The sequence below is a fragment of the Streptococcus mitis genome, assembly GCF_022137125.1.
Lineage (GTDB): Bacteria > Bacillota > Bacilli > Lactobacillales > Streptococcaceae > Streptococcus > Streptococcus mitis_CE.
In genome coordinates, this window is record NZ_JAKNEQ010000003.1 from 168718 (window position 1) to 192503 (window position 23786).

Sequence of the window (23786 nt, forward strand, 5' to 3'; positions counted from 1 at the left end):
CTAGCTTTTTGCTGTTATTTATATTTAGTATGATATTTATTTTTTGCTTTTATCTTGGTATTTTTTTACTTTTTTGATATAATAAATTAAAGTATAATTTTACTGGAGGATTTATGCGTTTTAATCAATTTAGCTATTTAGCGCTACCCAAAGATAGAATTATCTTTGAATTAAAAAAGTATGGGTTTGATTTACCAGTCAACATTACAAATAAAAAAATGCTTGAAGCGTTTCTTATTCGTTTCTTTTTTAATTATAAAGATAGTGCCTATCCTCTGTCCAGTTTGGCAGTTGATAAAGAAACTGACTTACTGACTTTTTTTCAGTCAGACAAAGAGTTGACTGCGGATATTTTCTACACTGTGGCCTTTCAACTTTTAGGCTTTTCTTATTTTGTTGACTTCGAAGACAGTGATATTTTTCGTAAAGAGACTGGTTTTCCTATTGGGTATGGTGACTTGATTGAAAATCTCTATCAGTTACTTAATACTCGCACCAAAAAGGGAAATACTCTTATCGACCAACTTGTTAGCGACGGTCTTATTCCTGAGGATAATGACTACCACTACTTTAACGGTAAGAGTTTGGCTACTTTTTCTAGCCATGATGTGATTCGAGAAGTGGTCTACGTTGAGTCTCGTGTCGATACTGACCAAAAAGGGCTTCCAGATCTAGTCAAGGTTAGCATTATTCGTCCTCGTTATGAGGGACAAATCCCTGCTATCATGACGGCCAGTCCTTATCATCAGGGAACCAATGACAAGGCAAGCGATAAGGCTCTCTACAAGATGGAGGGTGACCTTGAGGTCAAACCTGCTCACAAGATTGAGCTAGAAGAACCTCAACTAAATCTCGTCCAACCTCATGGCCAAGCTGAGCTTGTGTCAGAAGCTGAGGAAAAGCTAAGTCACATCAACTCTAGCTATACACTCAATGACTACTTTCTTCCACGAGGTTTTGCCAATCTCTATGTCTCAGGTGTTGGTACCAAAGACTCTACTGGTTTCATGACTAATGGCGACTACCAACAAATTGAGGCTTATAAAAATGTCATCGATTGGCTTAATGGTAGTTGCCGTGCCTTTACCGACCACACGCGCCAGCGTCAAGTCAAAGCTGACTGGTCAAATGGTAAAGTAGCCACAACTGGACTTTCTTATCTAGGTACCATGTCTAATGGTCTAGCGACCACAGGTGTCGATGGTTTAGAAGTTATCATTGCCGAGGCTGGTATTTCCTCATGGTACAACTACTACCGTGAAAACGGTCTGGTGACTAGCCCAGGCGGTTATCCAGGTGAGGACTTTGACTCTCTTGCTGAGTTAACCTATTCTCGTAATCTCTTGGCTGGCGACTATATCCGTGGCAATGTGGCTCACCAAGCTGACTTGGAAAAAGTAAAAGAGCAGTTAGATCGCAAGTCTGGAGACTATAATCAATTTTGGCATGACCGCAATTATTTGCTCAATGCCGATAAAGTAAAGGCAGAGGTTGTCTTTACCCACGGTTCTCAGGATTGGAATGTTAAACCACTCCATGTTTACCAGATGTTTCATGCTCTCCCTAATCATATCAACAAGCACCTCTTTTTCCATAATGGCGCTCATGTGTACGTGAACAACTGGCAGTCCATTGACTTCCGTGAGTCCATGAATGCCTTATTGACTAAGAAATTGCTGGGACAAGATACAGATTTCCAACTTCCTACTGTTATCTGGCAGGATAATACAACACCTCAGACTTGGTTATCACTTGATAAGTTTGGTGGGCAAGAAAACTTTGAAACCTTCTCACTTGGTCAAGAAGAGCAAGTGATTCAAAACCAGTATCCAGATAAGGATTTTGAGCGTTATGGTAAGACATACCAAACCTTCAATACAGAACTCTATCAAGGGAAAGCCAATCAAATTACTATTGACCTTCCTGTAACCAAAGATCTTCACTTGAACGGTCGTGCCCAACTCAATCTTCGTATCAAATCCAGTACAAATAAGGGGCTCTTATCTGCCCAACTGCTAGAATTTGGACAGAAGAAATACCTACAACCTTATCCAGCTGTATTAAGTGCTAGAACCATTGACAACGGTCGCTACCACATGTTGGAAAATCTCTGTGAATTACCTTTTAGACCAAATGCACAACGAGTCGTGACAAAAGGCTATCTCAATTTGCAAAATAGAAATGATTTACTGTTAGTAGAGGATATTACTGCAGATGAATGGATGGATATCCAGTTTGAACTGCAACCGACTATTTACAAGTTAAAAGAAGGAGACACTCTCCGTTTAGTCCTCTATACTACTGACTTTGAAATCACCATACGTGACAACACCGCTTACCACCTGACTGTTGATCTTGAACAGTCTACTCTTATCCTACCTTGTCAAAAGGTATAATATATCAGAATTTCAATATGGAACTATTTCCACTTGAACAGTCTAAGGAAACATAAACTTAGTATCAAATTCACTCTCAAAGAAGGACTTGTGATAAGCCCATAACTGGAGTTTGAACAAAAGATACCGCCCCATAACCAACATGTGTGACCCTCTATCATACTCGCTACCACACTACATGTTGGAAAATCTCTGTGAATTAACATTAATCGTAAATTCACAACAAGTCGTGACAAAAGGCTACCCTAATTGAATGATTTACTGTTAGTAGAGGACACCAATGTAGATAAACGGATAGATACCCAATTCATCTACACTCAACTAGTGACAAGTTAAAAGAGTGGGATTTTCTCCATTTAGTCCTATACTACTGACTTTGAAATCATCATACGTGACAATACCGCTTACCACCCGACTGACGATTTCGTTCCGTCCACGCTTTCTGTACCCAGTACAAGGAGTAACATTTTATGAATAAATCTGAACACCGACACCAACTCATACGAGCTCTTGTAACGAAAAACAAGATTCATACTCAAGCTGAGCTACAAGCTCTTCTTGCCGATAATGATATTCAAGTTACACAAGCTACACTTTCGAGAGATATTAAAAGTATGAACCTCTCAAAAGTACGTGAAGAAGACAACTCTTACTACGTGCTCAATACAGGCTCTATCTCAAAATGGGAGAAACGTCTCGAAATCTACATGGAAGATGCTCTTGTCTTGATGCGTCCCGTTCAACACCAAGTCCTCCTTAAAACCCTTCCTGGACTTGCGCAATCCTTTGGTTCTATCATTGATGCATTAAGTTTCTCTGACGCTATCGCTACTCTCTGTGGTGATGATGTCTGCCTTGTCATCTGCGAAGATGCAGAAGCTGCTCAAAGATGCTTTGAAGAACTGAAAAAATTCGCTCCACCATTTTTCTTTGAAGAATAAGAAAATTCCGTGTCTGATGTGGCACGGAATTTTGTTATATTCTTTACTGAGATGGATTTTCTTTTTTAGTTCGTGCTAATCTCAGGGCACGATTTGGATTGAGACGATTAAATAGTTCTTCCAATTTCTTTTCATTCCAAACATCTGCGGCAGAAACGAAATTACCATCCGCATCTCGGAAAGATATCGGTTTATCTCCCATATCAGTCTCCTAGTCTACAAATTCAAACTCAAATTTACCAATGCGGACCAAATCCCCATCTTTAGCACCACGCGCACGAAGGGCTTCATCAACCCCCATACCACGAAGCTGGCGAGCAAATTTCATGACTGATTCGTCACGATCAAAGTTGGTCATATTAAAGAGTTTCATGAGTTTTTCACCAGAAAGTACCCATGTTGCATCGTCATCACGACTAATTTCAAAGGCTTTTTCTTCCTCATCAAATCCATAGTAGGCTTCTTCTTCCATATCTGACTCGTCGTAGAGCAAGAATTCTGGTGTCTTGTCTAGCAATTCAGCTGTAGCATCCAAAAGCGTAGCCAAACCTTGCTTGGTCAATCCAGAAATTGGGAAAATAGCTGGTAACTCTTCAAATTCATCGTAGTTTTCAGCCAATTTTTTCTTGAATTCTACAAGATTTTCCTGACTCTCAGGCATATCCATCTTATTGGCTACGATAATCTGTGGACGCTCCATCAAACGGAGATTGTATGACTCTAGCTCTTTATTGATAGCAAGATAATCCTCATATGGATCACGCCCTTCACTAGCTGACATATCAATGATGTGAAGGATGACACGTGTACGCTCGATGTGACGGAGGAACTGAGTTCCCAGACCGACTCCCTGACTAGCTCCTTCAATCAAACCTGGTAGATCAGCTACTGCAAAGGATTCACCTGATTGGGTACGAACCATTCCTAGATTTGGCACAATTGTCGTAAAGTTGTAGGCACCAATTTTAGGCTTAGCTGAGGTGATAACACTTAAAAGTGTTGATTTCCCAACAGAGGGGAAGCCTACTAAACCAACATCTGCCAAGATTTTTAATTCCAATTGTAACTCACGTTCCTGACCTGGTTCTCCATTTTCAGAGATTTCCGGTGCAGGATTTTTTGGTGTTGCAAAGCGGATATTTCCACGTCCACCACGACCACCGTGGGCAACGATAAATTCTTGACCGTGTTCAATCAAATCTGTCAAGACCTTGCCTGTCTCAGCATCACGCACAGTCGTACCTTGTGGTACTCGAACTCTAAGGTCCTCAGCACCACGACCATGCATCCCTTTGGTCATTCCTTTCTCACCAGAATCAGCCTTGAAATGGCGATTATAGCGGAAATCCATGAGAGTACGTAGACCTTCGTCTACAACGAAGACTACATTACCTCCACGACCACCGTCACCACCCCAAGGACCGCCATTAGGGACATATTTTTCACGGCGAAAGGCAACCATACCATCGCCACCATTACCAGCCTTGACCTTGATCTTGGCTGTATCTAAAAACATACTCATTTTTTTCTTCTCACTTTAAAAAAGGGCTGGGAAATCCCAGTCACAAAATTTTCTTGAATCTATTTTATAGATTACTGAGGGCACCAATTGCAGTTGCAAAAATACCCAAAATACTTGCTACTAACATGATAAGTACGATAAGCAAGGTTAATTTCTCAAACATAGTTTTTTTACGTTTTCCATTATCTCCAAATGCCATTTTTATCTCCTTCGTTACATTCTATTTTCTATTATCTTAGCATGAATTCAGCTAGTTTTCAATAGTCACTTGCTACCGGCGCAATAATCCATAAAATGATATAAGCTACAATTCCTGCCCCATAACAAAATGCAAGAACACCCCATATTACACGAACAATAGTAGGATCCATATCAAAATAATTTGCGACCCCAGCACATACTCCAGCAATTTTTTGATCACTACCACTTCTCATCAATTGTTTTTTCATAGCTATTCCTCTTTCTATTCTTCATGGTCTCTCCAATAATCTCTGATGCTGATTAACTGTGTTTTTGAAGCCCTCAGCATTCGTCTAGAGCCTTTTACAGGCACAGCAACCACCTGTTGCGGTAAATACAAAACTGTCTTAAAGATACGCTGGCTGACCGTATCATCTTTTGCTAAATCTTTCTGGAAATTATTTGAAATAATAGCATCCAGATAAAATTCATGCACCCGTTTTCCAAAGTTCTCAGCTGAAATCTCGTATAATTTAGCTGATAAGGTATGCTCATTCATGTCTGGCGTTGCAATCAGGGCTTCTAAAATAGCCCCAGCCAAATCATGTTCACCGTAGTATAATGTTCCAAACATCTTATCATTGATCAGATTGTCCAGATAAGGATTTCCGTGAGCAATAACTGGCGTTCCACTGGCCAAGCTTTCCAAGTATGTCAAACCCTGCGTCTCACTCGTCGATGCTGAGATGAAGAAATCCGCTGCCTTATAGTAAAGAGCCGTCTCACTAGGAGCAATCATCCCTGTAAAGACAACAGAGTATTGAATCTCTAGTTTCTGGGCTTGCTCTTTAAGGTCATTCAGATAAGGGCCATCCCCGGCAACTACCAGTTTAACGTTGTCTTCCTCTTTCAGAACTTCTGCAAAAGCTGCTAATACTGCTTGAATATTTTTTTCATAAGAAATTCTGGAAAGACTCAGCAACATCTGTTCGTCCTCTTGAATCCCTAATTTACTACGCAGTTCTTTTAGATTTTCTTGCTTGATTTCTGGACGCTCAAACTTGGCTAATTCAATCCCAGTTGGAATGACCCTTTTTTCAACCTTGACCTTATAGTCAGATAGCAAGTCTCGGACAATCTCACTCGGGCAAATAACCCCATCCACATCATGCAGGAAACCTCTTACTAAGTACTTGACCATACTAGGACGAATCAACATCCCCTTAGCAATATAATGCACGTAGTCTTCGTATTGGGTGTGATAGGTATGGATGACTGGAATCTTCAATTCACGCGCAATCCAAATTCCCAACAAGCCAAGAGAAAATTCTGTCTGAGTATGGATAATATCCAGTTGATATTGTTTAGCAATTTCAAGCGCCTTGCTGAATCCTCGATAGGCAAAGCGGCGATCCTTAAAAGCAAAGAAAGGAACACTTGGAATACGGATGATTTGCCAATCTTCGTAGCGATTGACATCCTTATCTGTCGTAGTAAAGATAAAAACAGCATGCCCCTGCTTTTCAAGTTCTGTTTTCAAGGTTCGAATACTGGTCGCAACACCAGAAACCTGAGGAAAATAGGTATCTGTAAATAAACCAATTCGCATAGATTACCTCACTTTTTACTTTCTCCCTAAAGCGGCTTGTTTCTCATAAAAATCCAACCAGATTTGTAAGAGATGCTCTTCAGAATACTCTCTAGAAATATTCTTAGCTTTTTCTTTCAAATCTTTTAAAGCATCAGGATTCGCTTGATATTCCAGAATAGCTTCTTTCATCTCTTCTCTATCTGCTGTCGCCCGATAATTGCCCTCCAAAATTACCTTATAAAGATCTAAATCACGCAACATAATCGGAGCTTCACAACTGGCAGCTTCTAGGATAGTCATAGGAAAGAGTTCATTGTAACTAGGAAGCAAGAAAAGATCCGCTAGGGCATACAATTCGCGCATCCGCTCTGGCGATACAATACCTGGAAAAATCAAATTTTTAGGGGGATTTTCCATGATTTTCTTGTAGCGTTCATAACCATCTGTCATACCACCAAAAGAGAAACCACCTGCCCAGATAAAGGTAATTTGCGGCAATTCCTCAGCCAGACGGATAAAATCGTCAATCCCTTTGCGTTTCTGAACTTGACCAGCACCTACTACGATAAACTGATTGTCACTAAGACCTAGCTCTGTACGCAGTCTCGCTACCTCTTCCTGTGGAAGCGGATGCCATTTTTCCTTGTTGACAAAGTTAGGGATATAGGTCACTTTTTCACGTGGAATACCAGCTGCCACTAAATCCTCAATAAACATAGGATTGACCACCACCAAGTGCTCCATCCGGTTGTAAAAAGAAAATACATAGCGTTTCACAATTCCCTTTAAGAAAAATGGAATTTTCAAACTCCCCTCAAGTGTATCAGGTAAGAAATGCACATAGCCAATTTTCCTTCCTGATCGTTTCTTCTGGAATGTTGATAAATAATAGGGGAGATCAATTGTATGAAAGTGAGTCACATCTGCCTCTATTGGAAGATTTTCTGTAACAATCAATTGGTCCTTGGCATCACGGTGAAGAAGACGAACTAATTCACGGTAAGCACCTGAAACTCCTTGTCCTGCTACTTTCTCACTTGAACTCAACATATTGATGCGTAATTTCTTTTTTTCCATAACTACTATTATATCATTTTCTTTGAATAAAATCAGCAAAAGAAAGGAGAGACTAGAGGAAAAGAGGGGGAAATTTCCTCGCTTTTCCAATAATCTCTCACATGTTTTTATTTGTTTACTTAATGCCTAGGGCAATACGTGCATAGCGACTCATTTTTTCAACAGTCCAGGCTGGATACCAAACTAATTTGACCTCAGTATCCGTTACTTCTGGAACCTCTGTCATAGCATCATAAATCTGGTCTGTCAAAAGGTCTGCTAGAGGACAACCCATGGTTGTCAAAGTCATATCAATCTCTGTTTGTCCTGTGTCACCGTCAAAACGAATTTCATAGATCAAACCAAGATTGACAATATCGATTCCCAACTCAGGGTCAATAACTTCTTCCAAGGCTGATAAAATTCGTGTTTTGATGTTTTCAATTTGCTCTTCTGTATAAGCCATATTCATCCTCACTCTTAGTCTTCAATAAAATCACGAAGCGGTTTGCTGCGACTTGGTTGGCGTAGTTTTCTCAAAGCTTTAGCTTCAATCTGACGGATACGCTCGCGAGTCACGTTAAAGACTTTACCCACATCTTCAAGGGTACGCATTTTACCATCATCTAGCCCAAAACGCAGACGCAAAACATTTTCTTCACGGTCTGTAAGAGTATCCAAGACCTCATCCAACTGCTCACGCAAAACGATACGAGTTGTATAGTCCACTGGATTTTCAATCACTTCATCTTCGATAAAGTCCCCAAGGTGGCTATCATCCTCTTCACCGATTGGAGTTTCAAGGGATACCGGTTCTTGGGCAATCTTCAAGATTTCACGAACCTTGTCAGGGGTCATATCCATACGTTCAGCGATTTGTTCTGGTGTTGGATCTTGTCCCAATTCTTGAAGGAGGTTACGCTGTTCACGAACCAATTTATTGATGGTTTCAACCATGTGAACTGGGATACGGATGGTACGAGCTTGATCCGCAATAGCACGAGTGATAGCCTGACGAATCCACCAAGTTGCGTAAGTTGAAAACTTGAACCCTTTAGAATAATCAAACTTGTCAACCGCCTTCATCAAGCCCATATTTCCTTCTTGAATCAAGTCAAGGAACTGCATACCACGACCAACATAGCGTTTAGCAATAGAAACAACCAAACGAAGGTTGGCTTCCGCAAGACGTTGTTTGGCTTCGATATCACCAGCTTCAACAGCAAGCGCCAATTCTTTTTCCTCTTCATTGGTCAAGAGAGGTACGACCCCGATTTCTTTCAAGTACATACGGACAGGGTCATTAACCTTAGCCGAAGTTGAACCAATCAAGTCCTCATCACTGAGTTCTGGCTCTTCTTCAGTGCTAAGAACACGCGCACTTGGATTTCCTTCGTTATCTGTGATAGAAATCCCTGCATCCTGAATTCGTTGCAAGAGATCTTCAATCCCATCAGCATCCAAGGTAAAAGGAATCACCAGACTTGCATTAATTTCATCATCAGTTGCTGTCCCTTTTTGTTTATGATTACGGATAAATTCTGCTACTTGTACATCAAATGTTGTTACTTCTTTTTGTTTTGTTGCCATTATTACTCCATTCTTCTCTTTTGGGAAATTAAACGTTCCAATTCTTCTAGGGCTGTGTCTGTATCTCCTACATGGCTCGCTTCCTGCACCTTCTTTTTGATTCTCATATTGTCCTGATTCAAGAGAGCCTTGTTTCGAGTCATTTCTACTTCACTAAGTTCCTGAGGTGACATCTCAGCAGGCAAATCCTGAGCTAAGACTTGGTACCAAGCTCTTTCAACTTCATCTGTCTGTTCTGCTAAAACTTCCGGAGGAAGATTTCCATACTGGCCAAGCAAGTCATATAAGACCTGAAATTCAGGTGTGTCAAATGCAAAGTCTTCCCTTAAACGGTAATCGTTCAAAACAAGAGGAGATTCCATCATTCGATAAAGTAGATGAGCTTCTGCTCTCATAATAGCTGATAACTGCTTGGTGACAGGCATAGTGATTGACGTCGGTCTGGAAATACCTTCCATGCGATTCTGCCTTTGTGCCTGACGACTCTCATTAACAATCTGCTCAATCTGGGCATAATCAAAGGACGCCAGACTGTCAGCTAAAATATGTATATAGCTGTTTTGAGCAGTAATAGATTTTTCTTGAACAATCAAGGGAGCTATTTTTTCAATAAACTCAATCTGAGCCTGCAAATTTTCACTATTTTCAGGTTTGTACTGGTGAATGTAAAACTCAATCGGACTAATACGAGTTTTCGTTAATAGATAGGCCAAGTCTTCTGGACCATTTTTTTGTAGATACTCATCTGGATCCAAGTTATCAGGCATGCTGACAATTTGCACAGGTATATCACCAATTTCATCCAGTGCTTTCAATGTCGCAGCTTGCCCAGCCTTATCGCCATCGTATACCAGAACCAACTTCTTGGTTAACCTTTTCAGATGCTCAACATGCTCACGGCTCAAGGCTGTTCCCATGGACGCCACAGCGTTTTCGATTCCAGCCCGATAGGCTGCAATGACATCCATGAATCCTTCCATCAGGTAAATCTCACTGGTTTTGCCAGAAGATTTTTTTGCCCTATCCATATGATATAATTCGTAACTTTTGTTAAAAATTGCAGTCGATCGGCTATTTTTATACTTAGAAGTTTGTGAATCCGTTTTCTGCCAGATACGACCTGAGAAGGCAATGACCTTGCCCTGGTCATTTGTCAGGGGAAACATGATCCGATTGTGAAATGTATCTACAAATTGATTAGCATCCGAGAGATAAAACAATCCTGAATCTAGAAAATCCTCTTCACGATACTGACCAGACAAACGTTGATAAAGATAGTTGCGTTCTGGAGGTGCTAAACCAATCCGAAAATGTTTGAGCACTTCATCTGTCAAACCACGCTGATAAAGGTAATTTCTGGCCTCTTCTCCCATAGTCGTTGTCATGAGAATAGCATGGTAAAATTTGGCAGCATCTTCGTGCATATCATAAAGAGCTTGGTGAGGCGAAACTGGCTTATGTTCACTATAAAGCGGCTTTTCAACCTCAATCCCAACACGCTGACCTAAGATTTGGACAGCCTCCATAAAGGGAACCCCTTGGTACTCCTCGATGAACTTAAAGACGTCACCTGATCGACCACAACCAAAACAGTGGTAAAACTGTTTGTCCTCTACAACGTTGAAAGAAGGTGTTTTTTCACCATGAAAAGGACAGAGCCCTAGATAGTTCCGTCCTGCCTTTTGTAAAGAAATCACATCTCCTATGACTTCCACAATGTTGGCATTGTTTTTGATTTCTTCAATGACTTGTTTGTCAACCATACACAATACCTCCATGTTATCATAGTTTACTTTATATAGTATACTTTATTTCAGAAAAAAAGTAAACCATTTCACTCATTTTCCCTACTTTATTCAAAGAGTTGATAATAATCAGAGATTTTCATTTTTGCTTTTTCTTCTTGGTTCAAATCTTGGATAATTCGTCCTTCTTTCATGACAATTAAACGATTGCCATATTTGAGAGCATCTTCCATATGGTGGGTAATCATAAGCGCTGTCAGCTGGTCTTTCTTGACAAATTCATCCGTCAATTCCATCAAGGCCACACTGGTCTTTGGATCAAGGGCTGCAGTATGCTCGTCCAACAAGAGTAATTCAGGACGCTTCAATGTTGCCATCAAGAGACTCAAAGCCTGTCTTTGTCCACCAGATAAGAACTCAATTGGTGTATTCAAGTGTTTCTCAAGACCGTTTCCCACTTTTTCAATAGTTGCCTGAAACTCATCCTTATAGCTAGCCAGACGTCTCGGAAACAGTCCACGCTTTTCACCACGAAACTTGGCAATCAAAAGATTCTCTGCCACTGTCATACGAGGAGCTGTTCCCATCTTTGGATCTTGGAAGACACGAGACAGATACTTAGCTCGCTTCTCTGGTGAAAACTTGGTAACATCCTCACCTAAAATACGGATAGTTCCACTGGTTAGTGATAAGGTTCCTGCAATAGTGTTAAAGAGGGTCGATTTCCCAGCACCATTTCCACCTAAAATCGTGATAAAGTCCTGTTCAAAAATTTCTAAGGAAACATCATTTAAAATAATCTTTTCTTCATCAAAGCCATTTTTAACGACTTTGGTTGCATTTTTTAATTCTACAATTGCTGTCATTTGCTTAACTTGGCTCCTTTCAAGATTGTTTGCTTAAATGTTGGAATCATGAGGCAGACTGCTAAAATCACGGCGCTGTACAAACGAAGGTAACTTGTATTAAAGCCAAGCGCAATAACTGCCCACACTAAGAATTGATAAGCGATAGAACCTACAACGATAGTAACTAGACGCTCTGCCAAGCTCAAACTCTTGAAGATAACCTCCCCAATAATCAAACTTGCAAGACCTACAACGATAACCCCTATTCCTCGAGATACATCAGCATAACCTTCTTGCTGAGCAATAAGAGCACCTGCAAGGGCAATCACACCATTTGATAAGACCAAACCCATAAGCTCCATGCGTCCGGTATGAATCCCGAAACTTCTAGCCATATCAGGATTGTCCCCCGTAGCAATATAAGCCTGTCCAAGTTTAGTATCCAAGAAAAAGAGCATGAGAGCAATAACAATACTCACAAAGATGAGACCTGTAAAAAGTTGATTTAAATCCGATTCAAAAGGCAAGGCATCCTGGATTTGTTTGGTTCCAAGCAATCCTAAATTTGCACGTCCCATAATCAAGAGCATGATAGAGTGACAGGAAGTCATCACCAGAATCCCTGAGAGCAAGGTTGGGATTTTCCCTTTTGTATAAAGAAGTCCTGCTGCCATTCCAGCCAAACAACCTGCTCCTACAGCAACAAGTGTCGCTAAAAATGGGTTCACGCCTTTGGTTATCAGAGTGACAGCAACAGCTCCCCCAAGAGGGAAGGAACCTTCTGTTGTCATATCTGGAAAGTTTAAAATCCTAAATGTCATAAAGATTCCCAGACCTAAAATAGCCCAGACAAATCCTTGAGAAATAATAGATAATATCATCTGTTTCTTAACCTTTTCTATATGATTTCTATTGTAAAAAATTGGAGGAGATGTCCCCAACTCCTCCATTTTAGATTATTCAATCACTTGTCCTGCTTCTTTGAGAACAGACTCAGGAATAGTAATACCTAACTCTTGTGCCAATTTTTTATTGATAACTGATTTACCAGTTGAAAAGACATTGACTGGTGTATCAGCTGGTTTTGCACCTTTCAAAACTTGAGCAATCATTTTGCCAGTTGCCACACCAAGATCATGTTGGTCAACTACAACGGATGCCAAACCACCTGCTTCTACCATGGCAGTTGCACTTGGGTAGATTGGTTTTTTAGCTGATTGGTTGCTTGATACAACAGTTGAGAAGGCTGAAGCAATAGTGTTATCAATTGGAACCCAGATAGCATCAACCTTGCTAGTCATAACGTTAACTGTTGAAGCAATTTCATTTGTTGAAGGAACTGCAAATGTTTCTACTGTCAAACCTGCTTTTTCAGCATAAGCCTTAAATTCTTCTACCTGTGTTTTTGAATTGTCTTCGCTGCTTGAGTAAAGAGCTCCGATAGTTTTCACATTTGGTGTCAGAGCCTTGATGAGTTCAACTTGTTGTTGAGCTGGATTGTGGTCAGATACCCCTGTAATATTGCCACCTGGTTTTTTCAAATCTTTAACCAAGTTCGCACCGATTGGGTCTGTAATAGCAGCCATGATAACAGGTAGGTCTTTTGTTGCACTAGCCAGACCTTGAGCAGCTGGTGTTGCGATACCAACTACCAAGTCATTATCGTTTGCAACCAATTGTTTACTCATTGTCGCAACCTTACTTTGGTCACCTTCTGAGTTCATAAAGTCAATCTTCAACTGGTCATCTTTATAACCTTCTTCTGCAAGTCCATCTTGAATCCCTTTATAAATCAAGTCAAGAGATGGATGGCTCACAAACTGAAGGACACCAACTTTGGCAACTTTCTTTTCATTCTTAGCTTCTGGTTTATTCATTGAAGAGTAAATCAAGCTTCCTGCTACTAAGACTGCTAATGCAGCGATAATTCCAATTAAACGTTTATTTTTCATTCTATTTCTCCTTTTTAATTCCTTTAAACTACTTCACTTATCTGAACAAGCGACGCCATCGTTTTCTTTCCATACTAACCTCCATCAAAAAAAGTCCTCACACAAAAAACTTGTGTGAGGACGTCGATGCGCGGTACCACCTCAATTATAGGAAATTTCCCTATCACTCTGTCTCGCAATAACGAGATGCACTATAAGGTGTGCTCACCGAATTTTTATGATTTCAAATTCTAAATAACATTCAGCCCAATTTTCATCATCACCACTTATCTGTTTTCAGCTACCACAGACTCTCTAAAAAGTTTGAATGATTACTTTTCTGAATGGTTAAATTATATCATTTTTCAACTACTTGTCAAGACTCTTTTAGCATTTTTTTGAAAGATTCAAAAACTTCCCCTATAGAAAAGAGGAAGTTTGAAAGACATCAGCCCGAATTACGCAATCCTGTCGCAATTCCGTTGATGGTTGTATGGATTAATTTTTCTTGATCGCTTGATAATTCTCCTCGGCGTTGACGTTTAATCAACTCCAACTGGATATAGTTGAGAATATTAAAGTAAGGCATACGATAATCCAAACTTGCTTTTAGATATGGATTTTCAGCCAAGAGTTCATCGTAACCTTCGATAGCCAAGATGACTTCCTTGGTGACTTGCCATTCATTTAGAATAGTCTCATAGATTGCTTTTACTTCTTCATCCTCACACAGTTTGGCATATTCAAAAGCAATATTCATATTTGATTTTGACAAGACCATGTCGACATTTGAAAGAAGCGATTGGAAGAAAGGCCAATTTTGGTACATATCTCGTAAGATAGCAATATTCTCTGGATTTTTATCGATAAATTCCTTGAAGCTTGAACCAACCCCATACCAGCCAGGGAACATGACGCGACTTTGCGACCATGAGAATACCCAAGGAATAGCTCGCAAACCACCGATTTCAGTAATAGTCTTACGAGCGGCTGGACGAGAACCAATGTTAAAGCTTGAAATAGCCTTGATTGGACTTGACTCGAAGAAATAATCATAGAAATGGTCATTGCCAAAGACCAAATCACGGTAGATATCGTAACTACGGTCCACCACTTGGTCCATAATAGCTTCATAACGATTGGATGTATTGGTATCGCTCTTCTTCTGAGTAATCATACGGTTAATGGCTGCAGATACTAGCATTTCAAGGTTATAGTAGGCTGCGTCTTTATTACCGTATTTATTTCCAATTACTTCACCCTGCTCCGTCAAGCGGATACGATCCTTAATAGACTTGAGCGGTTGAGAGGTGATGGCCTCATAGGTTGGTCCACCACCACGACCGACAGTACCACCACGGCCGTGGAAGAAGGTAACCTTAACGCCAAATTCATCTCCAATAGCAGTCAATTGTTGTTGAGCCTTGTAGAGGGTCCAACATGATGAAAGGTAACCACCATCTTTATTACTATCAGAGTAACCAAGCATGATTTCTTGGTAGTTATTACGTGAAGCAATCCATTTCTTAGCAAGAGGAAGTGAAAGGTACTCTCTCATGGTTTCTTCTGAGTGATCCAAGTCCTCGATTGTTTCAAAGAGAGGAACGATTTGGACACGAGCTCTTTCTTTATCAACTAGCCCTACTTCTTTTAGCAAGATAGCCAATTCCAGCATGTCTGATACGCTGGTTGCATGTGAAATGATGGTCTGACGAATGACATCATCTCCCAACTTATCTTTCAACTTACGAGCTGCCTTAAAGATTGCTAATTCTTTTTCAAGTAATTCTGATTTTTCAACATGAGTGGCAGAAAGAATACGTGGATCTTCTTCCAATTCTTTCAAGAGAAGCTGGCATTTTTCTTCTTCACTTAGTTCACTATAATGAGAATGAATACCTGCTGATTTCAAGAGTTCAGCTACACAGGCTTCGTGAACACTAGAATCTTGACGCATGTCAATAGATGCCAAATAGAAACCAAAAATTTCAACTGCCTGGATCAACTCAACAAAATCACCAGAAATCAGTGCTTCACCCTTATTTTCCAAGAGGGAATCACGAATAGTAATTAAATCCTTATAAAAATCATTAGCTGTTTCATAGCGAGCTCCAACTTCCTTATCTTCAATCAGATAGGTTTTTGTTGCTTGGATTTTTGATTGAATATCAAACAAGGCACGACGATACAGCTCTTTTTCACGATAAATAGAGTTGTCCTTGGATTGACGAGCCATTTCTCTAACTTGCTTGCTTACATTGACAATACTGGTTGAGAGAGAGAACTCACGATAAAGCTGATAAATCTTTTCATCATAGTAGTTCATGATGACTTCACACTGGGTCATAGCAGATTGTTTCAAGGTATCTGCTGTAACAAAAGGATTCCCATCACGGTCTCCACCAATCCACATACCCATGGTAATTGGTTTAGGATGTTTCAAGTCCAAGCCGTGTTTTTTAGCCAGACGCTTGTACTCAGCAGTCAAATGAGGAACTGCCTTCAGGAATGAACTATTGTAGTATTCCATTACATTCGTGATTTCATTGGTTACTTTCAATTTCTTTTCACGAATCATATCTGTCTGCATGATAATCTCAATGTAACGACGGAGATCATTATGCCATTTTTCCTTATTAATCAAACCTAATTTCACATCACGGTACTTACGCAAGAGGGTATGGATATGGTTAGTCAAATCCAACATACTCTTACGTTGCACTTGTGTTGGATGGGCTGTCAAAACAGGGACAACATTCAAGTGTTCTAGAATTTCAACCGCATTTTCTTTTTCTGCAACCATTTTGATCGTTGCTGATAATTTACCAAGATAATCTTGATCGATATTATTTTGATGGTTGATTTCATAGGCCAAATCCACGTCTTCTGAAATATTAATCAAAAGAGGCAAGATAGAGAAATAGCGTGAAATATAAGCCATTTCATCATTTGTCAAACTGGTAACTAATTGATTCAAACCTTGATAATCTTCTTGAGTTGACAATTCCTTCAACTGTATGATTTTTTCAAAAGTCTCTGGGGCAAGCATGTTTTTAGTAATATCTTCTAACAATTCTGTTAAAATCAATACTTCTTCTTGTATAACAGCTTTATTACTATAGTTTTCTAATTTTTGAAGAGACATAGGTAATCCTTTCCACTCTCAGCTCTACATATAGTTTGATGAGTGAGCTTCTAACTCCTCATATAATTGGGCACGTTTTTCACTTGCATCAATATTTAAGACAAAGGCGATGGCTACAGACAAGACTAGGAGACTGTTCCCTCCTTGCGATAAGAAGGGGAAGGTTACTCCTGTCGAGGGAATAATACCAGAAATTCCACCGATATTGACAAAGACCTGTACCAACATCATCCCCCCAACCCCAATCGCCATCATAGAATTAAAGGGATTCTTAGCACGAATTCCTACTAGGATAATTCGCAAAATCAGGAAAAAGACAAGTGCCAAAATCAAACTGGCTCCCACAAATCCAAACTCTTCAATGACAATTGAAAATACAAAGTCTGTATGGGCCTCTGGTAAATAACCACGTTTTTCTATTGAATTTCCTAAGCCTAAACCAAACCATCCACCATTTACCATAGCAAAGTAGGAATTTGCAAGTTGGTGACCAGCTCCTGCCAAATCAGCAAAGGGATTAAAGTAGGCACTGAAACGCTTGGCCACGTAACCAAATACTGGAACTTTTGAAAACTTATCAACCCCAATTACAGAAATAGCTGATAGAGATAGGGCTGAAACTCCAAACAATACACCGATAAAGACTATAAACCAACGATGAGCAATCCCACTAACTGTATACATAATCAAGGCGACCAGCGCTAGGATTGTAGCATTCCCCAAATCTGGGAAAATAGCCAAACTTCCTATCATTACCAAGAGGACAAAACGCCAATCATTAAAAGCTCGAGGAATCCATTGATTTTGAGTTAAAACTTGAAAATCGTAAATACCAATTTCATCCTGTTGTTTTGAAAAACGTTGGGCCAAGTACCAGACGATGATAATCTTCAAATACTCCGCTGGCTGAATGGTCAAAGGTCCTACTGAAATCCAACCATAGGCTCCATTGACTGGCGTACCAATTAAGCGAGCCAGAGCTAAGAGAATCAGCTCAACAAACATAACAATAAATAAAAGTCGTTCTTTTCTTAAAAAATTCAGTTTCAGCTTATATATCAAGACAATCAATATTAAACTAAATATCCAAAACATTCCCTGACTTCGAACCAATTGGAGGGCACTTTTACCTTCTTCGATAAGAATGGCACTGGTTGTAGAATAGACTACAATCAAACCCAAAATAGATAAAAGTAAGTAAGGAACTAGAATAGAATAGTTTAACAGGTGCCTCTTACTAATCTTCATAGTATCACCAATCTAATGAGAACAAAAGAAATTATTCCCAAATTCCGTTTATTTTCTAGTTTTGATTGCTATTATACCATTTTTTCCGAAAGAAAAAAACTCTTACCCTTAAGATAGAAGATTTTCTCATAAGAAAAAGAGCACTTGGCTCTTTTCTGTTTTATTCTTTTGAAGAACTGCTTGAGCTTGAATCTCCACCACCGATGTATTGAGTGAAGATATTTTGGAAGGCTTGATCTTTAACCTTGATATTGGCTGCTTGCAATTCTTTTCCGATAATACTTTGAACAAATGATGCGTCGTTTTGTTTTTGAGTTAAGATAACAGTTTTTAATTTTTCTTTGTAATCGTCAATATTAGATGATTTTTCTGTTTTCTTAATCAGTTTAACAATGTAATATTGACTGCTGTAGGCTTGTGTTCCAGTAACGCTAATCACATCAGAAACACCGTTTACATCTAAAGCAAAAGCAGCTTTTTTAACTTGTTCTGGTACTTCTGTTGAAGCAGAATCAAAAGTGATTTCTCCACCATTCGCTTTAGTTTTCTCATCTGTTGAATTATCTTTGGCTAATTGAGCAAAGTCTGCATCACTAGCTTTAGCTTTTTCAAGAATTTCTTTAGCTTTGTCTTCATTGTCCAAACGGATAATTTGAGCCGTTACATCTGGAGTGTACTCGTCAAAAGCCTTCTTGTAAGCATCGTCTGTCAATTCAGCTTCTGCTGCTTTTTTAACTGCCAACTCAACTAATTTACTAGTACGAATTTGCGCTTTACGTGTTTCAAGAGTCATTCCTGCTTGTGATAAGACACGTTGGTAGTTTTCACCATATTGTTTCTCTTCTTCGGCAATAGTATCGTTGACTTCTTTGTCATCTACTTCTGAACCGTATTGTTTCTCAAATACTTTTTGGATAGTCAAGTTCAACAACACTTGTTGGGCTGAAGGATTGCTTTTCACTTGCTCATAAAATTGATGTTCTGTGATAACATCTCCTTTCATGCTGATAAGGTCTGCCCCTTCTGAACCTTTCGAACAAGCTGCTAAAGTTGCTACTGATAATAGTGTAATGGCACCTGCCAATAGTTTTTTCTTCATGTCTACTCCTTTGAGATAAGTGTTACCCTATCTATTTTACTATATTTTCTTAAATTTTTCTGAAAATCATTCGCTGTCAGGCAATTGAACATCTGCTACATTTTTACGAAGCATGAGGATGCCGTCACCCAGAGGTACTAATGTTGCAGTGAGTCCTGGATTGTCTAAGGTTGCATCAAATAGTCTTTGAAGGCCTCTGTAAATAGTTCGCTGGCCACGACGGACTTCCATAATATCCTTAGCAACATCACCACCTTGGAAAATATCATCCAAGACAACCACACCACCAATTTCCAAATGTTTGAGGATTTCTGGCAAAAAGACGATGTATTTAGACTTGGCTGAATCCATAAAGACGAAATCATAGGACTCTGTCAAGGTAGATAAGATATCTACCGCATCTCCTTCTAGGAGCGTGATTTGCTTGCGACTGTCAAACTGGGCAAAATTTTCCTTGGCAAAACCAATCATTTCTGGATTGCGGTCAATGGTTGTAATCTTGGCCTTTGGCGCATGTTCCGCCATCAAGAGGGCTGAAAAACCGATAGCCGTCCCAATTTCCAGAATGTTTTTAGGTTGTATGGTTTCCATGAGAAAACGGAAATAAGCAACCGTTTCATGGGGAATAATGGGAATATTTTCCTTACGGGCAAAATCTTCCAATTCTTTCAAGGAACCTGTGACTTGCTTTTGACGCTGGCGCATCAAGTCTACAATTTCTTCTTTGACAACGGGACGACGCATGTTATGGTTGGCATTCTTACTATACGATTCAACCATCTTATGCCAATCCCAATTTTTCAACAAGGGCTTCAAACTCATTTAAACGGCGTTCAAAGACTGCAAAGGCATCGTTTAGGTAGCCTTCCTTCTCCATATCAACACCAGCTTTTCTCATGACATTAAGTGGATAGTCAGACTTACCTGCCTTGAGGTAATCTATATAGCGGTCACGGTCTTCTTGACTACCATGAACAATCTTTTCAGCCAAGGCTGAGGCTGCTGCAAAACCAGTTGAATATTGATATACATAGTAGTTATAGTAGAAGTGTGGAATGCGGGCCCACTCGTATTGGATTTCAGGATTGTCTTCCTTGCTCAAACCATAATACTCCTGGTTCAAGTCTGCGTAGAGTTTATTTAGGAAATCGCTTGTTAAGACTTCACCATTTTGATCCGCTTGGTGAATAGCGTGTTCAAACTCAGCAAATTGAGTTTGACGGAAAACTGTTCCACGGAAACCATCTAGGAAGTTATTGAGGATAGCAAAGCGCGTTGCGTCGTCTTCCACTTCTTCCAATAATTTCTCCGTCAAGATATTTTCATTAGTAGTCGAAGCAATCTCAGCCAAGAAGATAGAATAATCTCCGTAAACATAAGGCTGAGTTTCACGAGTATAGCTTGAATGCATACTGTGACCTGTTTCATGAACAAGGGTGAAGAGATTGTCTAGATTGTCCTGCCAGTTGAGAAGCATGAAGGCATTGGTATCGTAAGAACCACCAGAGTAGGCTCCTGAACGCTTGCCTTGGTTTTCGTAAACATCAATCCAACGCTCGCTGAAGGCACGTTTAACACGGCTCAAGTAATCCTCACCCAAGACTGCCAAGGCATCTTCTGCTTTTTTCAAGGCTTCTTGGTAGGTAAAACTATATTCAACAGATGAAAGTGGTGTGTAGACATCGTACATCTTGAGGTCTGAAATTCCCAAGATTTTTGAACGAAGTTCAAGGTAACGATGCAAGAGTGGCAAATGCTTGCGAACTGCTGCTACCAAATTGTCATAAACACTCTCTGGAACAAAATTCGCAGCGAGGGCTGCATGACGAGCACTCTTATAGTTGCGAACTTTGGCACGGTAGTTTTGCACCTTAACATTGGTTTGCAAGGTTTTGGCATAGGTATGTTGGAATTGTTCATAAGTCGCATAAAGTGCTTGATAGGCACCACGACGCACCTCACGATTTTTAGACTCCATCAAACGTGTGTAAGTCCCATGAGAGAGCTGAACTTCTTTACCATCATCGTCAAGGACATAAGGGAACACAATATCCGCATTGTCCAAGATAGCGAAGGTTTCACTTGCCGAACCAAAGATTTCTCCAGCTCCAGCCAATAATTCTTCTTCACGTTGTGATAGAACGTGTTCCTTGCCTTGTAAAAGCTTGTCAAAATAGTGTTGATAAACCTGCAATTTTGGTTGAGCCTCTAAAAAGTCAGCATACTGCTCTTCACTAATCTCCATAAATTCAGGCTCATAGAATGAAAAGGCTTGGTCTAGCTGGCTGTAGAGAGTCATTGCCTTGGCATAGTACTCTTGGTACTTAGCTTCACGAGTATCCTGATCATTCTTCATATGAGCATAGACGTAAAGCTTCTCCATCTGGCGTTCCATTTCAAGAGAAAATTCAGTAATTTCTAGTAGGCTATCCGCGCTATCCAAGAGATGACCTTCATACTGGCTTACTTTCTCCAGTTGTTCTGTTAACTCTTTTAAGGCTTCTTCCCAAGCCTGGTCAGTTGGGTAGATCGTTGATAGATCCCATGTATCTTTTTCATTTATTTCATGTCTTTGTAATACCATTAGATTCCTCCATCCTTTCTATTCTACCATATTTTTCAAGAAATATTGCTGATAAAAGGCTGGTGGATAAAGCTTTTGCCAATCATTTTGAGGATTTTCTTGGTAATAGGTGTAAAAGTGCTGATAATAGCTGGTCAAATCTTGCTCAATCTGGAAAAATTTGCCTACTAGTGGCCGAATTTGTGGATACCATTCTTTTAGCCCATAAGTCAGGAGATTTTCTCCCTTCTGATAGGCTTCTGCTTGTTCTTTCATCCAAAAGGGATGTTGATAGTACAGCTGTTGCCGGATATAGCGACAAATGCCCTTGTCCTGAGAAACTGTAAAATGAGATATTTTTTGTTTCTTATAAGGAAAACGCAATATTTCCAATAAACTAGCTTGACCATAGGGAAATTCCTTGATTTGATAATGGAGTTTACCACGGAGGTCTTGGTGAATCAGGTATTTGAGCCTTAAAAGCTGTTTTTCCTTATCTAATTCCCAAACATAAAAGCCCATGTTGTGACTAAAATAGAGAAAACCTTGTTGCAGACGAGTTAAACGCTCCTTGAGCCAAAGTTTTTGACCCAGCAACCACAGTACTTGATAACCCTGACTACGATAGCCCTCACTTCGCTCTTTAAGAACTTTTTGAGGCAAGGGGCTACACTGAACCTCTAGAGCTAGATTGCCATTTACAAATACATCCGCAATCTGTTTAAGCTCTGGAAGGGGGTATTCTAATTGAACCTCTACCTCTTTTTTCAACCACTGATAGAGAGATTCCTTATTGGCCAAGTGTTCTGGACTTTCATTTTCAGAGGAAAAATCACAGTCTTTTAAGGTTTTGTGGGCAAAATGGATCCGGACACTTGGTCCTTGACGCAAACGGAGCTGACCTCCACAAGCTGGGCAGGTGTATGCTTGCTTCTCAAGCTTATCCTCTAACACATTTACCAATTCTCCCCTAGCATCTCTCGCAACAAACATGATTTCCCTCCTTTTCTATATTATTCGTAAAAAAAGAAAAAAGATCAGGAAATTTCCTAATCTTCATGTGTGTTTACTTGATTTTCTTAGCTAGCATGGTCGCAAAGCGTAGTTGAATGCGATTGCCATTCTCATCGCGACGGTGAAGATGGCCTGGATTTTCATTGTACTTAACCATTTCCCAGTCCTTGTAATAGTCTGCCAATTCCCCTTCTTTAAAGGTGAATGGGAAGTTAACCGAGCAAGGATAATCTTCCGTGTCCATGGCACAGACGATAAGGTTGTAGCCACCGACCGTGGTATGCTCCTGCATATTTTTGATAATTGCAGGAATGCGGTCTGCTTGCAAAAACATCAGAACAACTGTTGAAACGATAAAATCATATTCTTGCCCAATGCTGGCTGAATTGATATCGTAGAGACCAACAGGCATATCCAAATCTTCCTGCTCCACAATGCTTTGCAAGATTTCAAGAGATAATTCATTTTGATCTACAGCTGTCACATCAAAACCATTCTTTGCTAGAAAGAGTGCATTCCGGCCTTGACCACAGCCCAAATCCAAAGCTTTCCCTGGTTTCACTGTCTGCATAGCTTCTAAGACCTCCGAATGAACAGGATTGGTATTGTATTTCTTAGGGAAATAGTCCTCAGGTTTACAATAAAATTCCAAGTACCATTCCACATCGTCTGTGGCAGCCTCCACTCGGTGCCAGGCTTGAGGTTGCGCCATGGGATTGTCAGCTCCCGCTTTAAAGAGGTGTTCAGCTAGAACTTCTCCTTCTTCGGTCAATTCAATAAACTTGAGAGCTCCTTTTACAACTGTGATCTTACCCCAAGTCCCAACCTTGGTATTGTGTTTCTGCTGAACAGCCTCTGGCATGGTTTCTTTAGTCCACAAAGGCATACGTTTATAGGCAACTAGTTTTTCCATCTTC

At 40.0% G+C, this 23786-nt stretch carries 21 protein-coding genes, 1 pseudogene and 1 other annotated feature; of the genes and pseudogenes, 3 read left to right on the plus strand and 19 right to left on the minus strand.

The window, feature by feature from the left end; translation table 11 throughout:
- Window positions 1–113: 113 nt before the first annotated feature.
- The 3 genes and pseudogenes from L0P31_RS04435 (at window position 114) to L0P31_RS04440 (ending at window position 3337) form a co-directional block, all read left to right on the plus strand.
- Window positions 114–2396, plus strand: a complete 2283-nt coding sequence (locus tag L0P31_RS04435) for a Xaa-Pro dipeptidyl-peptidase (RefSeq protein WP_238095948.1) — start codon at window positions 114–116, stop codon at window positions 2394–2396.
- Between the two features lie 172 nt (window positions 2397–2568).
- A pseudogene (locus tag L0P31_RS09445) lies at window positions 2569–2870 on the plus strand (Xaa-Pro dipeptidyl-peptidase); the annotation flags it as partial.
- Window positions 2867–3337 (plus strand): arginine repressor, encoded by a 471-nt coding sequence (locus L0P31_RS04440; RefSeq protein WP_020902899.1) that lies wholly within the window; start codon window positions 2867–2869, stop codon window positions 3335–3337. The pseudogene L0P31_RS09445 and the gene L0P31_RS04440, both read left to right, overlap by 4 nt.
- Before the next feature lie 43 nt (window positions 3338–3380).
- Here the strand turns inward: L0P31_RS04440 and L0P31_RS04445 are convergent, their stop codons facing one another.
- The 19 genes from L0P31_RS04445 to tehB form a co-directional block, all read right to left on the minus strand.
- Entirely contained in the window at window positions 3381–3539 is a 159-nt protein-coding gene (locus L0P31_RS04445) for a hypothetical protein (RefSeq protein WP_001808548.1), read from the minus strand.
- Window positions 3540–3548: 9 nt separating this feature from the next.
- Window positions 3549–4859, minus strand: coding sequence for a GTPase ObgE (obgE, locus tag L0P31_RS04450; protein ID WP_238095950.1), 1311 nt, complete (start codon window positions 4857–4859; stop codon window positions 3549–3551).
- A 64-nt stretch (window positions 4860–4923) separates the two neighbouring features.
- A complete protein-coding gene (locus L0P31_RS04455; protein ID WP_000863852.1) occupies window positions 4924–5058 on the minus strand; it encodes a DUF4044 domain-containing protein in 135 nt (44 codons plus the stop codon).
- 58 nt (window positions 5059–5116) lie between these two features.
- Complete coding sequence (locus tag L0P31_RS04460) at window positions 5117–5308, minus strand: PspC domain-containing protein (RefSeq protein ID WP_161800596.1); 192 nt, start codon at window positions 5306–5308, stop codon at window positions 5117–5119.
- A gap of 14 nt (window positions 5309–5322) precedes the next feature.
- The gene (locus L0P31_RS04465) at window positions 5323–6648 is read right to left on the minus strand and encodes a glycosyltransferase family 4 protein (protein ID WP_238095952.1); all 1326 of its coding nucleotides are present in this window, start codon (window positions 6646–6648) and stop codon (window positions 5323–5325) included.
- A 15-nt stretch (window positions 6649–6663) separates the two neighbouring features.
- Entirely contained in the window at window positions 6664–7707 is a 1044-nt protein-coding gene (gene cpoA / locus L0P31_RS04470; RefSeq protein ID WP_238095954.1) for an alpha-galactosylglucosyldiacylglycerol synthase, read from the minus strand.
- A gap of 115 nt (window positions 7708–7822) precedes the next feature.
- Window positions 7823–8152, minus strand: coding sequence for a metal-sulfur cluster assembly factor (locus L0P31_RS04475; RefSeq protein ID WP_000331925.1), 330 nt, complete (start codon window positions 8150–8152; stop codon window positions 7823–7825).
- 14 nt (window positions 8153–8166) lie between these two features.
- Entirely contained in the window at window positions 8167–9276 is a 1110-nt protein-coding gene (rpoD, locus tag L0P31_RS04480; protein ID WP_000201903.1) for an RNA polymerase sigma factor RpoD, read from the minus strand.
- Window positions 9277–9278: 2 nt separating this feature from the next.
- Window positions 9279–11039 carry a DNA primase gene (gene dnaG, locus L0P31_RS04485; RefSeq protein WP_049516625.1) on the minus strand — a complete coding sequence of 587 codons (1761 nt, stop codon included), beginning with the start codon at window positions 11037–11039 and terminating at the stop codon, window positions 9279–9281.
- Between the two features lie 89 nt (window positions 11040–11128).
- The gene (locus tag L0P31_RS04490) at window positions 11129–11887 is read right to left on the minus strand and encodes an ABC transporter ATP-binding protein (protein WP_020901797.1); all 759 of its coding nucleotides are present in this window, start codon (window positions 11885–11887) and stop codon (window positions 11129–11131) included.
- On the minus strand, window positions 11884–12750 hold the full coding sequence (locus L0P31_RS04495; RefSeq protein WP_238095956.1) for an ABC transporter permease: 867 nt from the start codon (window positions 12748–12750) through the stop codon (window positions 11884–11886). Before L0P31_RS04495 ends, L0P31_RS04490 begins: the two co-directional genes overlap by 4 nt.
- Before the next feature lie 75 nt (window positions 12751–12825).
- Window positions 12826–13821, minus strand: coding sequence for a tryptophan ABC transporter substrate-binding protein (gene trpX / locus L0P31_RS04500; RefSeq protein ID WP_084929849.1), 996 nt, complete (start codon window positions 13819–13821; stop codon window positions 12826–12828).
- Window positions 13822–13934: 113 nt separating this feature from the next.
- Window positions 13935–14152: a binding site (T-box leader), on the minus strand.
- Window positions 14153–14248: 96 nt separating this feature from the next.
- Window positions 14249–16945 (minus strand): phosphoenolpyruvate carboxylase, encoded by a 2697-nt coding sequence (gene ppc / locus L0P31_RS04505; protein ID WP_049499358.1) that lies wholly within the window; start codon window positions 16943–16945, stop codon window positions 14249–14251.
- Window positions 16946–16969: 24 nt separating this feature from the next.
- Window positions 16970–18193 (minus strand): cell division peptidoglycan polymerase FtsW, encoded by a 1224-nt coding sequence (ftsW, locus tag L0P31_RS04510; RefSeq protein WP_024057920.1) that lies wholly within the window; start codon window positions 18191–18193, stop codon window positions 16970–16972.
- A 160-nt stretch (window positions 18194–18353) separates the two neighbouring features.
- A complete protein-coding gene (prsA, locus tag L0P31_RS04515) occupies window positions 18354–19292 on the minus strand; it encodes a peptidylprolyl isomerase PrsA (protein ID WP_000727943.1) in 939 nt (312 codons plus the stop codon).
- A gap of 66 nt (window positions 19293–19358) precedes the next feature.
- Window positions 19359–20072 (minus strand): O-methyltransferase, encoded by a 714-nt coding sequence (locus L0P31_RS04520; protein ID WP_004241675.1) that lies wholly within the window; start codon window positions 20070–20072, stop codon window positions 19359–19361.
- A 1-nt stretch (window position 20073) separates the two neighbouring features.
- Window positions 20074–21876, minus strand: a complete 1803-nt coding sequence (gene pepF / locus L0P31_RS04525; RefSeq protein WP_238095958.1) for an oligoendopeptidase F — start codon at window positions 21874–21876, stop codon at window positions 20074–20076.
- A gap of 18 nt (window positions 21877–21894) precedes the next feature.
- Complete coding sequence (locus tag L0P31_RS04530) at window positions 21895–22848, minus strand: competence protein CoiA (protein WP_078238347.1); 954 nt, start codon at window positions 22846–22848, stop codon at window positions 21895–21897.
- Window positions 22849–22921: 73 nt separating this feature from the next.
- Window positions 22922–23782 carry an SAM-dependent methyltransferase TehB gene (gene tehB / locus L0P31_RS04535; protein WP_078238346.1) on the minus strand — a complete coding sequence of 287 codons (861 nt, stop codon included), beginning with the start codon at window positions 23780–23782 and terminating at the stop codon, window positions 22922–22924.
- Window positions 23783–23786 lie beyond the last annotated feature (4 nt).